The sequence below is a fragment of the Halomonas sp. BC2 genome (assembly GCF_002078115.1).
GTDB lineage: Bacteria > Pseudomonadota > Gammaproteobacteria > Pseudomonadales > Halomonadaceae > Vreelandella > Vreelandella stevensii.
Window position 1 is genome coordinate 46573 of the sequence record NZ_LFGT01000012.1, and the last position, 13671, is coordinate 60243.

At 62.1% G+C, this 13671-nt stretch carries 10 protein-coding genes and 1 pseudogene; 10 read left to right on the forward strand and 1 reads right to left on the reverse strand.

Annotation, left to right across the window (positions count from 1 at the left end; genetic code table 11):
- Window positions 1-69 precede the first annotated feature (69 nt).
- The 3 genes from lpdA to sucD all read left to right on the forward strand — a co-directional run bounded on the left by lpdA (window position 70) and on the right by sucD (window position 3710).
- Window positions 70-1509 (forward strand): dihydrolipoyl dehydrogenase, encoded by a 1440-nt coding sequence (gene lpdA / locus B7L71_RS09090; protein ID WP_081137467.1) that lies wholly within the window; start codon window positions 70-72, stop codon window positions 1507-1509.
- A 162-nt stretch (window positions 1510-1671) separates the two neighbouring features.
- Window positions 1672-2838, forward strand: a complete 1167-nt coding sequence (sucC, locus tag B7L71_RS09095; protein WP_016914526.1) for an ADP-forming succinate--CoA ligase subunit beta — start codon at window positions 1672-1674, stop codon at window positions 2836-2838.
- On the forward strand, window positions 2838-3710 hold the full coding sequence (gene sucD / locus B7L71_RS09100) for a succinate--CoA ligase subunit alpha (protein ID WP_016914525.1): 873 nt from the start codon (window positions 2838-2840) through the stop codon (window positions 3708-3710). Before sucC ends, sucD begins: the two co-directional genes overlap by 1 nt.
- A gap of 103 nt (window positions 3711-3813) precedes the next feature.
- On the opposite strand, the gene B7L71_RS09105 is transcribed toward sucD, so the two are convergent.
- Entirely contained in the window at window positions 3814-5754 is a 1941-nt protein-coding gene (locus B7L71_RS09105; RefSeq protein ID WP_040460885.1) for an exoribonuclease II, read from the reverse strand.
- A gap of 171 nt (window positions 5755-5925) precedes the next feature.
- Between B7L71_RS09105 and B7L71_RS09110 the strand changes: the two genes are divergently transcribed.
- From B7L71_RS09110 to B7L71_RS09140, 7 genes and pseudogenes are all read left to right on the forward strand, one after another.
- Window positions 5926-6729, forward strand: coding sequence for a Cof-type HAD-IIB family hydrolase (locus tag B7L71_RS09110; protein WP_081137468.1), 804 nt, complete (start codon window positions 5926-5928; stop codon window positions 6727-6729).
- A 95-nt stretch (window positions 6730-6824) separates the two neighbouring features.
- Window positions 6825-7541: a response regulator gene (locus B7L71_RS09115; RefSeq protein WP_081137470.1), complete on the forward strand. Its 717-nt coding sequence runs from the start codon at window positions 6825-6827 to the stop codon at window positions 7539-7541.
- 53 nt (window positions 7542-7594) lie between these two features.
- Window positions 7595-8998, forward strand: coding sequence for a sensor histidine kinase (locus B7L71_RS09120; RefSeq protein WP_249273224.1), 1404 nt, complete (start codon window positions 7595-7597; stop codon window positions 8996-8998).
- Between the two features lie 168 nt (window positions 8999-9166).
- The gene (locus B7L71_RS09125) at window positions 9167-10441 is read left to right on the forward strand and encodes an ABC transporter substrate-binding protein (RefSeq protein WP_081137473.1); all 1275 of its coding nucleotides are present in this window, start codon (window positions 9167-9169) and stop codon (window positions 10439-10441) included.
- A gap of 96 nt (window positions 10442-10537) precedes the next feature.
- Window positions 10538-11452, forward strand: coding sequence for a carbohydrate ABC transporter permease (locus tag B7L71_RS09130; RefSeq protein ID WP_016914519.1), 915 nt, complete (start codon window positions 10538-10540; stop codon window positions 11450-11452).
- Window positions 11445-12323 carry a carbohydrate ABC transporter permease gene (locus B7L71_RS09135; RefSeq protein WP_039176323.1) on the forward strand — a complete coding sequence of 293 codons (879 nt, stop codon included), beginning with the start codon at window positions 11445-11447 and terminating at the stop codon, window positions 12321-12323. Before B7L71_RS09130 ends, B7L71_RS09135 begins: the two co-directional genes overlap by 8 nt.
- A 176-nt stretch (window positions 12324-12499) precedes the next feature.
- Window positions 12500-13622, forward strand: a pseudogene (locus B7L71_RS09140) (ABC transporter ATP-binding protein).
- The last annotated feature ends 49 nt before the right edge of the window (window positions 13623-13671 follow it).

Here is a 13671-nt window from a genome sequence, read left to right on the forward strand (position 1 = left end):
CAATCGCACTTTGCCTCCTGCCCGGTTTAGATCAACTCGGGAGGGGGCAGCCAAGCTAAAGGAGCCAACATGGCTGACAAGTTTGATGTGATCGTTATCGGTGCTGGCCCTGGTGGCTACGTAGCGGCTATCCGCGCTGCGCAGCTGGGCCTGAAAACCGCCTGTGTTGAAAAATGGATTGGCAAGGAAGGCAAGGTCGTCCACGGCGGCACCTGTTTGAACGTAGGCTGTATCCCGTCCAAAGCGTTGCTTGAAGCGTCGCACAAGTTCGTCGAAGCCAAGCACGATTTCGACGACATGGGTATCGAAGCCGGTGACGTCACCATGGACGTCAAGAAAATGATGGCCCGCAAGGACAAGATTGTTAAGAACTTGACCGGCGGCATCTCTGGCCTGTTCAAGGCCAACGGCGTGACCGCCATCGAAGGTACCGGCAAGGTCGTATCTGGCAAGCAGGTCGAAGTCACCGATCTGGACGGCAACACCACCGCCTACGACGCCGACAGCATCGTCATCGCGGCAGGCTCCGTGCCGGTGGAAATTACGCCCACGCCGCTGACCGAAGGCCTGATCGTCGACTCTACCGGCGCACTGGAATTCCAGGAAACGCCCAAGCGCCTTGGCGTGATCGGCGCTGGCGTCATCGGCCTGGAGCTGGGCAGCGTCTGGAACCGTCTGGGTTCTGAAGTCACCGTGCTGGAAGCGATGGACTCCTTCCTGCCGATGGTCGACACCACGATTGCCAAAGAGACTCAGAAACTGCTCAAGAAGCAGGGCCTGGATATCAAACTGGGCGCCCGTGTGACCGGCTCCGAGACCAACGGTGAAGAAGTCATCGTCAAGTACACCGATGCTGACGGCGAGCAGGAAATCACCTTCGACAAGCTGATCGTATGTGTTGGCCGTCGTCCCTACACCAAAGGCGTCGTAGCCGATGGCATGGGCGTCGAGCTGGACGAGCGTGGCTTCATCTTCGTGGACGACCAGTGCCGTACCAATGTGCCGGGCGTTTACGCGATTGGCGACTGTGTACGTGGCCCGATGCTGGCCCACAAGGCCTCTGAAGAGGGCATCATGGTGGCGGACATCATCGCCGGTCACAAGGCCGAGATGAACTACAACACCATCCCCAGCGTCATCTATACCTTCCCGGAAGTAGCCTGGGTCGGCATGACCGAGCAGGACGCCAAGGCCAAGGGTATCGAAGTCAAGACCGGTAGCTTCCCCTTCGCAGCCAGCGGCCGTGCCATGGCCAACAACGCCACCGAAGGCAGCGCCAAGATCATTGCCGATGCGGAAACCGACCGTATTCTCGGTATGCACATCGTGGGTCAGCACGCCGGTGAGATGATCGCCCAGGGCGTGATCGCCATGGAATTCGGCTCCAGCGCCGAAGACCTGGCATTGACCTGCTACGCGCACCCGACCATGTCGGAAGCCGTACACGAAGCTGCTCTGGCGGTAGAAGGTCATGCCATTCACATGGCCAACCGCAAGAAGCGCAAGTAATTCGCTAAGCAACAACCAAGCGCCACCGTCAGGTGGCGCACCACTTTCATGGCGGCGTGGCAACTCGCCGTCATGAAAGCACGGGGATGACCAGCACCTGCAAGATGTTCTTCAGGGCGACTGATCATCGTTCGAGTCACATGCAACCAATGGCATGAATCGATGAACCTTCACGAGTATCAAGGTAAACAGCTGTTTGCCGATTATGGTCTGCCAGTGTCCAAAGGCTTTGCCGTGGACACTCCCGAAGAAGCAGTAGAAGCGTGCAAAAAGATCGGCGGCGACATGTGGGTCGTCAAAGCCCAGGTTCACGCTGGCGGCCGCGGTAAAGCGGGCGGCGTCAAGCTGATCAAGGACCCGGCAGAAGCCAAAACCTTCGCCGAGCAGTGGCTGGGCAAGAACCTGGTCACTTACCAGACTGACGAAAAAGGTCAGCCGGTTGCCAAGATTCTGGTAGAGACCTGCACCAACATCGCCGACGAGCTGTACCTGGGCGCGGTCGTTGACCGTACCACTCGTCGCGTCGTGTTCATGGCCTCCACCGAAGGCGGTGTCGAGATCGAAACCGTCGCCGAAGAGACGCCGGAAAAGATCCTCAAGGCCGAAATCGATCCGCTGGTCGGCGCACAGCCCTACCAGGCGCGTGAGCTGGCATTCGCGCTGGGTCTGGAAGGCGATCAGGTGAAGCAGTTCACCAAGATCTTCTTGGGTCTCTCCAAGCTGTTCCACGACAAGGATCTGGCGCTGCTCGAGATCAACCCGCTGGTGATCACCGACGAAGGCAACCTGCACTGCCTGGACGCCAAACTGGGCCTCGACAGCAACGCCCTGTACCGTCACCCGGACCTGCAGGCGATGCGCGATCCTTCCCAGGAAGATCAGCGTGAAGCCGACGCCGCGAAGTGGGAACTGAACTACGTGGCCCTCGACGGTAACATCGGTTGCATGGTCAACGGCGCTGGCCTGGCCATGGGCACCATGGACATCGTCAACCTGAGCGGCGGCAAGCCGGCCAACTTCCTGGACGTTGGCGGCGGCGCGACCAAAGAGCGCGTAGCCGAAGCGTTCAAGATCATCCTGTCTGACGACAACGTCAAAGCCGTTCTGGTGAACATCTTCGGCGGTATCGTTCGTTGCGACATGATTGCCGAAGGCATCATCGGTGCCGTTGAGCAAGTCGGCGTCAACGTGCCGGTCGTCGTTCGCCTGGAAGGTAACAACGCTGAATTGGGCGCTGAGAAGCTGGCGTCCAGCGGTCTGAACATCATCGCTGCTACCAGTCTGACCGACGCGGCTCAGCAGGTTGTCAAAGCAGCGGAGGGCAAGTAATGAGTATCCTGATCGATAAGAACACCAAGGTCATCTGCCAAGGGTTCACCGGTGGCCAGGGCACGTTCCACTCCGAACAGGCGATTGCCTATGGCACGCAAATGGTCGGCGGTGTTACGCCGGGCAAAGGTGGCCAGACGCACCTGGGCCTGCCCGTGTTCAACACCGTGAAAGAAGCGGTCGAGAAAACCGGCGCAGAAGCCAGCGTGATCTACGTACCGGCAGCGTTCTGCAAAGACTCGATCCTTGAAGCGGCCAACGCTGGCATCAAGCTGATCGTGTGCATCACCGAAGGCATCGCGACCCTCGACATGCTCGAAGCGAAAGTAAAATGCGACGAGCTGGGCGTACGTCTGATCGGCCCGAACTGCCCCGGCGTGATCACCCCGGGCGAATGTAAAATCGGCATCATGCCGGGTCACATTCACCAGCCGGGTAAAGTGGGTATCGTATCGCGTTCCGGTACCCTGACCTACGAAGCGGTCAAGCAGACCACTGACCACGGTTTCGGCCAGTCTACCTGTGTCGGCATCGGTGGTGACCCGATTCCGGGCTCCAACTTCATCGACATCCTGGAGATGTTCGAGAAGGACCCGAAAACCGAAGCGATCGTGATGATCGGTGAAATCGGCGGCACCGCTGAAGAAGAAGCCGCGGCTTACATCAAGGCCAACGTTTCCAAGCCGGTGGTTTCCTACATTGCCGGTGTGACAGCACCTCCCGGCAAGCGTATGGGCCACGCTGGCGCCATCATCTCTGGTGGTAAAGGTACTGCCGACGAGAAATTTGCTGCCCTGGAAGACGCCGGTGTCAAAACCGTACGCTCCTTGGCGCAAATTGGCGATGCACTGAAAGAAGTGACCGGCTGGTAAGCCGCGCACTTTTTCAGAGCGCTAAAAAAGGGCACCTTCGGGTGCCCTTTTGCATGGTGCTGCTCATGGCCTCGCCGACGCTTGCCGCGAGGCCATGCCGGGGTCAGGCGGCGGGTTTCGCCACTAGCGAGCGGGTCTCTTCACGGGCTTCCGTGAGCGAGACACGCAGGCTGTCGCCCAGTTTGAAGCGCTCTTCGCCTTCGATCTGAATGCGGCCCTCTTTATCGTCGATCACCACCTTGTCGCGGTCACTGTGCATCAAGGGGGCTGGCACGAAGGCCGTGGCGCCGTTTTCGATCAGACGCACCCGCATGCCGCCACGATTGATGGCCATGATTTCGGCCTCGAAGGTATCCTGGTTCTGTGCTGCCGGGGTCAGGTAGCGAACGTAGAGCCAATCTTTCACGTCACGCTCGGCCATACGGTTCAGGCGGCGGCGTTCGGTGAGCTGCTCGGTGAGCTGCTGGCTGGCCTCTGCCGGGGCCTGTTCACCCTTGAGCACGCGCTTGATCAAGCGGTGGTTGACCATATCGCCATACTTGCGGATCGGCGAGGTCCACGTGGCGTAGGCGGGCAGCCCCAGGCCGAAATGTGGGCCAGGTTGGGCCGACATGCTGGTGAAGCCCTGGAAACGGCGCAGGCGGGCATCCAGCCAGGCGTCGTCACGGCTTTCCAGTGCGCGCTTGAGCTCTTTGTAGTGCGCCAGCTCGGTGAGTGCTTCCTGGGCCACGTCGATCTCCTGACTGGCGAGGAACTCCTGAGCCGCTTCGGCTTTTTCGGGCTCGAAGGCGCGGTGCACGTTGAAGATGCCGTGGCCGATATGGCTGGCCAGGAAGTCGGCACAGCAGGCGTTGGCCGCAATCATCGACTCTTCGATCATGCGGTTGGCGATGCGCCGGTCTTCGGTACGCACGCCCAGCACGTTGCCTGCTTCGTCCAGATCGAACACGTAATCCGGGCGGTCCTTGAACACCAGTGCGTGCTCGTTGCGCCAGGCGGTGCGGGCTTCCGTCAGGGCCTGCAGCGCTTTGAGCTGCTCGGCAATCTCCTCGGCCGGTGCCCAGTCGCCCTGGCCTTCGATCCAGTCAGAGACGCGCTCGTACACCAGCTTGGCGTGGGAGGTCACGTTGGCGGCAAAGAAGCGGTAGTCGCCCAGGCTGCCGTCGGCGTTGATGTCCAGCGTACACGCCAGGGCCGGGCGCTCCTGGCCTTCCCACAGCGAGCACAGGTCATCGGCCAGCTGCTCCGGCAGCATGGTGACGTTCTGGCCCGGCAGGTAAACCGTGAAGGCACGCACACGCGCTTCCAGGTCGGCCGCGTGCTCCTCATCCACATACGCCGTGGGGTCGGCAATGGCCACGCTCAGCTGCCAGCCGCCTTCCGGACGCGCCACCACGTGCAGGGCATCGTCCATATCGCGGGTCTTCTCACCATCGATGGTGAAGAAGGGGCGTTGCGTCAGGTCTTCCCGAGTCAGGCCCTCATCGCGCAGCGGCCAGTCGCTACCGGCATCCGGGCACTCCTGCTCCAGCGCGTGGCGCGCCAGGGTGACACGCCACGGCACGGCGGGGTTGTCGACCTTGGCGACCAGCTCGTCGATTTGGGCAAAGAAGCCGCGATCGTTCTCCTTGAGCGGATGGCGCACCAGACGCGCCACGACCCAGTCGCCGTCGCCAATGCTGTCTTCGTCCAGGCTGTTCTTGATGCGGGCTTTCAGCACATTGCGAATCGAGGGGTGATCGGGCACCACTGCCAGGCGGCCTTCGCGCTTTTGCACGCGGGCGATGAAGCGGTCCAGGCCCGCTTCGATCAGCTTCTCCGGCTCGACGGATTTTTTGTCGCCGTTCTCATGAATCACGGCTTCGACGCGGTCGCCGTGGAGCACCTGCTTCATGGCAGGCGGCGGCACGAAATAGGATTCGCCGCTGTCGGTTTCAAGAAACCCGAAGCCTTTTTCGGTGGCTTTGATCACCCCTTCGGCGCGGGGAGTGGTTTCACGGATCTGTTGCTTGAGCTGGGCAAGCAGGGAGTTATTTTGAAGCATGTGTTCGATCAGTTGGCGAGAGTAGGGTGCCACTATACGGATTCCCGTTGGCTGCGCCAATCGTTGCCCTTGGGTAAGTCACGCCCGCTCAGGCGGGTCAATGACTTACCCGCTTGCGGATGAATCGGTTAAGCTGAGGCTCACTTCATGCGCCACGCCCAAGGAGCCTGTATGACCCCACGCCTGATTGTTTCCGACCTGGACGGTACGCTGCTGGGTAGCGACCACCGGTTACACGACAGCACGGTAGACGTACTGCGCGCCCTGGTGCAACAGGGTCACCGTGTGGCGCTGGCCTCGGGCCGTCATTACCACGACATGCGGGTGTTTCGTGAGGAACTGGCCATTCCGGCCCATTTGATCAGTACCAACGGTGCTTACACCCACGACCCGGATGACCGCTTGGTCAGCGCGTCTCACCTGGCACCTGAACATGCACACACCTTGATTCATCTGCCCCGGCCCCCGCAGGTGCGCCTGAGCCTGTATCGCGATGAGGGTTGGCATGTCGATGCCGAAGCGCCCCACCTGCTGTCGCTGCACGCCTCCACCGGGTTCACCTATGACGTGGTGCCGCCCGAACAGATGGACCGCCACGGGGTGGGCAAGGTGCTCTATCTGGGTGACCCCCAGGCGCTGGCCGAACTGGAGGCCCAGGCCCACGCGGCACACGGTGAGGGGCTGCACATCACCTACTCCACGGTGGACTCACTGGAGATCATGGCGGGTGGGGTGAACAAGGGCGTTGCGCTGGCGGCGCTGCTGGAGTCATTGGGCCTCACCGCCGCCGACTGCCTCGCCTTTGGCGACAACCTCAACGACACCGAGATGCTGACTCTGGCCGGGGAGGCGCAGGTCATGGCCAACGCCCACCCGGCGCTGTTCGACCGTGTGCCCGATGCCCGGCGCATTGGCCATCACGGGGAAGCGGCGGTGGCCCAGTGGTTGGCTGAGCGCTTCGGGCTGTCGGGTTAGTTCTGCCACCTTAGTCGAGAGCCGCTTGCGGTAGCGACAGCGCTCCACCATCATCTAGCCCCTAAAACGATAACAACCCAGGGGCGCTTTCCACGATGACAACCACGCCTGCGACCTTGATGGTGGTCGATGATGACCCGGAAATCCGCGAGCTGCTGGCGGATTATCTGGGGCGCCACGGTTATCGGGTGTTCACGGCCGAAGGGGCGCAGGCGCTCTATCAGCAGCTTGCCGAGCAGACGCCGGATTTACTGATCGTCGATGTGATGATGCCGGGGGATGATGGCTTTACCATCTGTCGCGAGTTGCGCAAGCACAGCGACCTGCCGATCATCATGCTCACCGCCAGTGCGGACGATACCGACCGTATTCTGGGGCTGGAGCTGGGCGCCGACGACTATCTTGGCAAGCCCTTCAACCCCCGTGAGCTGCTGGCGCGTATCAAGGCCGTGCTGCGTCGAAGCCGCACGGCAGTGGGCCCTCAGGAGGCTCGCTGGGTGCGCTTTGGCGAGTGGCAGCTGGACCGCATGACCCGTGAGCTGGTGGACCAGGCGGGCGAGCGTACGGCTCTGTCAGGTGCCGACTTCCAGCTGCTTCAGGTGTTTCTGGAACGCCCCGCCCAAGTCATTACCCGTGACGACCTGTACGCCTTGACCCGGGGCCGAGACGCCCCGCCTCTGGACCGTTCCATCGACGTGCACGTGTGTCGGCTACGCCAGCGGCTGGGTGAAGATGCCCAGCACTCGCAGCTGATTCGTACGGTGCGCGGGGCGGGCTACGTGTTGACCGCTCAGGTAGACACCACCCTGTGAAGCGCTGGCGACGCTGGCTACCCGCCAGCCTGCGCGGCCGTTTCGTGATCATCATGATTGCAGGGGTACTGGCCGCCCAGGTGGCCAGCTACGCGATCTGGACCTCGCAAATGCGCGCCAGCCAGCTGGAGCAGCTCGATGAGCTCTCCAGCAACATGGCCTTCAGCATTGCGTCCACCATGCGCTTTTTTCGTTCGCTGCCGGTGGACTATCGCCATATCGTGCTCGACCAGCTGCGCAACATGGGAGGCACGCGCTTTTTTGTCAGCGTCAACCAGCGGCGCATCCCCGTGGAGGACATTGGCAGCGGTCCCGAAAAAGCGGTGGTGGTGAACAATGTCCACACGATCCTCACCCAGCAACTGTCGATCGACGATGTCGTAGTGGAGTTCTCCCGCCCCGAGACCCTGCGGGTATTCAATAATGAAGTGCTGCTCTACGACCTGCCGCCGCGCTGGGGCCAGCACAGCCTGCTGATGGAGCCGCTGTCGCCGCCCATTCTGGTGGTGCAACTGGAGCTGGCCCCGGATACCTGGCTCTACGTGGCGACCCTGCTGGGCGTACCGGACATTTTCAGCGGATACCGCTGGCTCTCTGAAGAGCGTCTGCTGGCGGGGCTGGTGGTACTGCTGACCGTGCTGGCGCTGTCGCTGTTGGGCATCACCAGCGTGACCCGACCATTGGCACGGCTGTCGCGTGCAGCCCGTCGGCTGGGCGATGATCTGGACAGCCCGCCGCTGAGAGAGAGCGGCCCCAAAGAGGTGGCAGCCACCGCTGTTGCCTTCAACCGCATGCAGCGGCGTATTCGTGAGCAGGTAGAAGAGCGTGAACGGCTCTTTTCGGCGATTTCCCACGACCTTAAAACGCCCATCACCCGGCTGCGCTTGCGGGCCGAGATGCTCGATGACCCGCAGCAGCGAGAGCGCTTCTGCGCCTCACTGGATGAACTGGCGGAGCTGGTCAAGGGCGCGCTGGCCTCCGTGAAAGGGCTGGATCTCCACGAAGAGCCTGAACCCACTGACGTGACGGCGCTTCTCGAGGCGTTGGCAGACGAGCTGCGTGTGCAGGGGAGCGACGTGCGGATCAGTGGCCAGGTGCCGCCGCTGACCGTCAAGCCGCTGGCCATGAAGCGGTGCCTGGCGAACCTGCTGGAGAATGCCGTGTTCTACGGCCAGCACGCCAACGTGGTATTGGAGGAGCAGGCGGGTGAGGTCAAGGTTCAGATTCATGATCGTGGCCCCGGTATCCCGGCGGAACAGAGGGAGCGGGTGTTCTCCCCCTTCGTACGCCTGGAAGCTTCGCGCAGCCGCCATACCGGGGGCAGTGGGCTGGGCCTGGGCATTGCGCGGCACATTGCTCGTGCCCATGGCGGCGACATTCGCTTGGCCAACCACCCCGCAGGGGGCCTCGTGGCCACCTTGACCCTGCCGCGCCAACCCACCGTGACAACCCTGTAAGCCTGACTATTACAAGGTTGTAATACTATGCAGGATTCGGTAACTCCCGTTGTGACCTAGGGTGACGTACTCTGCCATGAGCCGCTGCCTGCCAGTTGGGTTGTGCAGGTAGCGCGGCACTCTGTGTTCTTCATGACACCTCATAACAACAACAGCAGGAGCTATCTCATGCGTATTCCCTCACCCGTCTTCAAAAAATCTGCCCTCGCGCTGGCCCTGGCGGCTGGAACGGCCTTGGCAAGTACGGCCCAGGCCAGCGAGGTGGAAGTGCTGCACTGGTGGACCTCCGGCGGTGAAGCTCGCGCCGCCAACGTGCTCAAGGAGCTGCTTGAAGCCGAAGGCTATGGCTGGCAGGATTTCGCCGTGGCCGGGGGCGGCGGTGAAACCGCCATGACGGTGCTGAAGTCTCGGGCCATGTCGGGCAATCCGCCCTCGGCTGCACAAATCAAAGGGCCGGAAATTCAAGAGTGGGGCGAGCTTGGCCTGCTGGGTGACTTGAACGACGTCGCCGAGGCCGAAGGCTGGAACGACCTGCTGCCGGGCATCGTGGCCGATATCATGCGTTACGACGGCCAGTACGTGGCCGTCCCCGCCAACGTGCATCGGGTCAACTGGCTGTGGGCCAACCCGGACGTGCTGGAGGCCGCAGGTGTCGAGATGCCCACCACGCTGGAAGAGCTGTTTGCTGCCGGAGAAGCAATCCGTGAAGCGGGCTTCGTGCCGCTGGCCCATGGCGGCCAGGCGTGGCAGGACGCCACCGTGTTCGAAAGCGTAGTGCTGGGCAGCCAGGGCACCGAGTTTTATCAGCAGGCGCTGGTGGAGCTGGACCCGGAAGCCCTGGGGGGCGAGCAGATGGTTGCCGCACTGGAAGATTTCAAACGCCTGCGTAGCCTGATGGATGAAGGCATGCCGGGGCGCGACTGGAACATTGCCACGGCCATGGTGATCGAGGGAGCCGCCGGTTTTCAGCTGATGGGCGATTGGGCGAAAGGCGAGTTCACCGCAGCGGGCCTGACGGCGGGAGAAGATTATCTGTGTGCTGCCGCCCCGGGTAGCGAAGACGCCTTTACCTTCAATATCGACAGCCTGGCCATGTTCCGCGTCACCGATGACGAGGAGCGGGATGCCCAGCACACGCTGGCACGGCTGGTACTGGAACCCACCTTCCAGGAAGCCTTCAACCTGGCCAAGGGGTCCATCCCCGCGCGGCCTGACCTGGACATGAGCGACTTCGACAGCTGCGCACAGCAGTCGCTGGCAGATTTCCAGCGTACTGCCGAGCAGGGCGGGCTGGTGCCCAGCATGGCCCATGGCATGGCCGTACGTGCGGATGTGCAGGGCGCCATCTTCGATGTAGTGACCAACTACTTCAATGACGCCAACATGCCCGCCGAGCAAGCCGCCCAGCGGATGGTCAGCGCCGCCCAGGCGGCGGCCTTTTGATCACGTCACCCTGACGCGAAGCGCCAAACGCGCTTGACCTTGGTGATCGGCGCTGCCGCAATGGCGGCGCCGACGGATGACGGGTGAGGAATTCCCATGACGAAACCTACTACGCGTGCCGCGTTGCCGCCCACGGCGTCCGGTCGGCTACAGGCGTGGCTGCCGAAGCTGGTGCTGGCGCCCTCTGTCGCGGTGTCGCTGTTCTTTGTCTATGGCTTCATGCTATGGACGTTCGTGCTGTCGCTGACCAACTCACGCATGCTGCCCAGCTACCAGTTCGTCGGATTCGGCCAGTATGCCCGGCTGATGGCCAACGAGCGCTGGTGGGTCGCCTCCACCAACCTGATGGTATTTGGCGCGCTGTTCATACTGATCTGCCTGGTGCTGGGAGCGCTGCTGGCCATTCTGCTGGATCAGAAGATTCGCCAGGAAGGCGCGCTGCGCACGGTCTATCTCTACCCCATGGCGCTGTCGTTCATCGTCACGGGGGTGGTATGGAAGTGGCTGCTCAACCCGCAGCTGGGCATTCAAGCCATGGTGCGCAGTTGGGGCTTCGAGTCGTTTCGCTTTGACTGGATCGTGGACCCCAATATGGCCATTTACACCCTGGTGATTGCCGCCGTCTGGCAGGCCTCCGGGTTCGTGATGGCGCTGTTTCTGGCGGGGCTGCGTGGTATCGACGACAGCATCGTCAAGGCCGCCCAGCTCGATGGGGCCAGCCTGCCGCGCATTTATTGGCGGGTGGTGATGCCCTGCCTGCGTCCGGTGGTGTTCAGCGCGGTGATGATTCTGGCGCATATCGCCATCAAGAGTTTTGACCTGGTGGTGGCGCTCACCGGCGGTGGCCCGGGCTATGCAACGGACCTTCCGGCCACGTTCATGTATACCCATGCGTTCAATCGGGCGCAGATCGGGCTGGGGTCGGCCAGCGCCATGCTGATGCTGGGGGGCGTGCTGGCCATCCTGATTCCGTACCTCTACTCCGAATTGAGGAGCCGCAAACATGGCTAACGTGATTCGTCGCCAAACGCTGGGCGCGCGGCTGCTGCGCGGGGTGCTTTATGGCGTGTTGGCATTGGCCGCCCTGTTTTACATTCTGCCGCTGGTGGTCATGCTGATGACCTCCATCAAGCCACTCAGCGAAATCAGCGCAGGCACCTTGCTGTCGCTGCCGCAAAACCCGACGCTCGAACCCTGGGCTAAAGCCTGGGGCGAGGCGTGTACCGGCATGCGCTGCGAGGGTGTGGGTGGCTACTTCTGGAACTCCTTTGCCATCGTCATTCCCGCCGTGCTGATCTCCACCGCCGTGGGCGCGCTGAACGGCTATGCGTTGACCAAATGGCGCTTCAAGGGCTCTGAACTTGTCTTCGCGCTGATGCTGTTTGGCTGCTTCATTCCGTTTCAGGTGGTGCTGCTGCCCATGGCGCAAACCCTGGGCTGGCTGGGGCTTTCCAGCTCGCGGGCGGGCTTGATCCTGGTGCATGTGGTATTCGGTATCGCCTTTACCACGCTGTTTTTCCGCAACTTCTACGTGGGCATTCCCAACGAGCTGGTGTCCGCGGCCAAGCTGGACGGGGCTGGGTTCTTTCGTATTTTCTGGCGCATTCTGCTGCCGGTCTCGGCGCCGATCATCGTGGTGTCGGTGATCTGGCAGTTCACCCAGATCTGGAACGACTTCCTGTTCGGTGTGGCGTTCTCTTCCCATAACACTCAGCCGGTCACCGTGGCCTTGAACAATCTGGTCAATACCTCCACAGGGGTACGTGAATACAACGTCGACATGGCCGCCGCCATGATTGCCGCGCTACCGACGCTGGTGGTCTACGTGCTGGCGGGCAAATACTTCGTGCGTGGGCTCACGGCAGGCTCCGTAAAGGGCTAATAACAATCAGGTGCATGGCAAGCGCAGGTAAAGGTCAGCATCACCCCGTAGCGGGGGTCTTTCGCCAGGACGGCGAAAGTAGCGCCCAGGGAAGGGTTTACAGCGCCCCCGCGAAGGGGTGATCTGACCGGTGCCAATGTGCTTATTGCCAGCCCCCTTGGAACAGGATTTTGATCATGGCAGCGTTAGAAATTCACAACGTACGCAAAGAGTTTGGCAGCGAACGGGTGCTGAAGGATGTCAGCATCTCCATCGACTCCGGCGAGTTTTTGATTCTGGTGGGGCCGTCCGGGTGTGGTAAATCCACCCTGATGAACGCCATTGCCGGGCTAGAACCCGTCACCAGCGGCAATATCTATATCGACGGCGAGGACGTCACCTGGCGGACCCCCGCCGAGCGCGATATTGCCATGGTGTTCCAATCCTACGCCCTCTACCCCAGCATGACCGTGCGCCAGAACATCAGCTTTGGCCTGGAGATGCGCAAGGTGCCCAGGGCCGAACGGGAAGCCGCCGTGGAGCGGGTGGCCGACCTGCTGCAGATTTTCCCACCTGCTGGATCGCAAGCCCGCTCAGCTGTCCGGTGGCCAACGCCAGCGGGTGGCCATGGGGCGCGCGCTGGCGCGGGAGCCCAAGGTCTACCTGTTCGACGAGCCGCTCTCGAACCTGGACGCCAAGCTGCGGGTAGACATGCGGACCGAGATCAAGAAGCTGCACCAGCGCTTGGGCACCACCATCGTGTACGTCACCCACGACCAGGTAGAGGCCATGACCCTGGCCGACTGCATCGCGGTGATGCGCGATGGGCATATCTTGCAGTTGGGTAGCCCCGACGAGGTCTATAACAACCCCGTGGACATGTTCGTGGCGGGCTTCATGGGCTCGCCGTCGATGAACTTCATCCGTGCCACGCTGGTGGCGGCCGGGGAGGGTTACGCCCTACGCATTGCCACGCAGAGGGAGGCTGATCTGCTGCTGCCGTGGCCTGCCTCTCGCCATTCGCCAGGGCTGGTCGAACGGCTGGAAAAATCGGTCATTCTGGGCCTGCGCCCGGAGCATTTCAGCGAAGAGGACCTTAGGCTCGCCGAGCAGGCGGAAGGCACCCTGCTGGAGGCCACGGTGAGCGTGGTAGAACCTACCGGGGCAGACATTCTGCTGCGCCTGCCGTTGGGCGAGCAGGAGATCACCGTGCGGGTCGGCCCCAAATGCCCGGTCGCACCCGGCGAGCGTTTGGCACTGCGGGTGGATATGTCCCGGGCGGTACTGTTCGATGCCGACACCGAGCAGCGGCTGGCCTGAACCGCTGCCTGACGCGCTGTGACAGGCTCACTCCCTGTGCCGCGTGGTG

What these genes read in the sequence shown, in the direction of transcription:
- sucD (WP_016914525.1), top strand. Translation starts at nt 2,838, where the DNA reads ATGAGTATCCTGATCGATAAGAACACCAAGGTCATCTGCCAAGGGTTC.
- B7L71_RS09125 (WP_081137473.1), top strand. Translation starts at nt 9,167, where the DNA reads ATGCGTATTCCCTCACCCGTCTTCAAAAAATCTGCCCTCGCGCTGGCC.
- lpdA (WP_081137467.1), top strand. Translation starts at nt 70, where the DNA reads ATGGCTGACAAGTTTGATGTGATCGTTATCGGTGCTGGCCCTGGTGGC.
- B7L71_RS09115 (WP_081137470.1), top strand. Translation starts at nt 6,825, where the DNA reads ATGACAACCACGCCTGCGACCTTGATGGTGGTCGATGATGACCCGGAA.
- B7L71_RS09120 (WP_249273224.1), top strand. Translation starts at nt 7,595, where the DNA reads ATGATTGCAGGGGTACTGGCCGCCCAGGTGGCCAGCTACGCGATCTGG.
- sucC (WP_016914526.1), top strand. Translation starts at nt 1,672, where the DNA reads ATGAACCTTCACGAGTATCAAGGTAAACAGCTGTTTGCCGATTATGGT.
- B7L71_RS09110 (WP_081137468.1), top strand. Translation starts at nt 5,926, where the DNA reads ATGACCCCACGCCTGATTGTTTCCGACCTGGACGGTACGCTGCTGGGT.
- B7L71_RS09135 (WP_039176323.1), top strand. Translation starts at nt 11,445, where the DNA reads ATGGCTAACGTGATTCGTCGCCAAACGCTGGGCGCGCGGCTGCTGCGC.
- B7L71_RS09105 (WP_040460885.1), bottom strand. Translation starts at nt 5,754, where the DNA reads ATGCTTCAAAATAACTCCCTGCTTGCCCAGCTCAAGCAACAGATCCGT.
- B7L71_RS09130 (WP_016914519.1), top strand. Translation starts at nt 10,538, where the DNA reads ATGACGAAACCTACTACGCGTGCCGCGTTGCCGCCCACGGCGTCCGGT.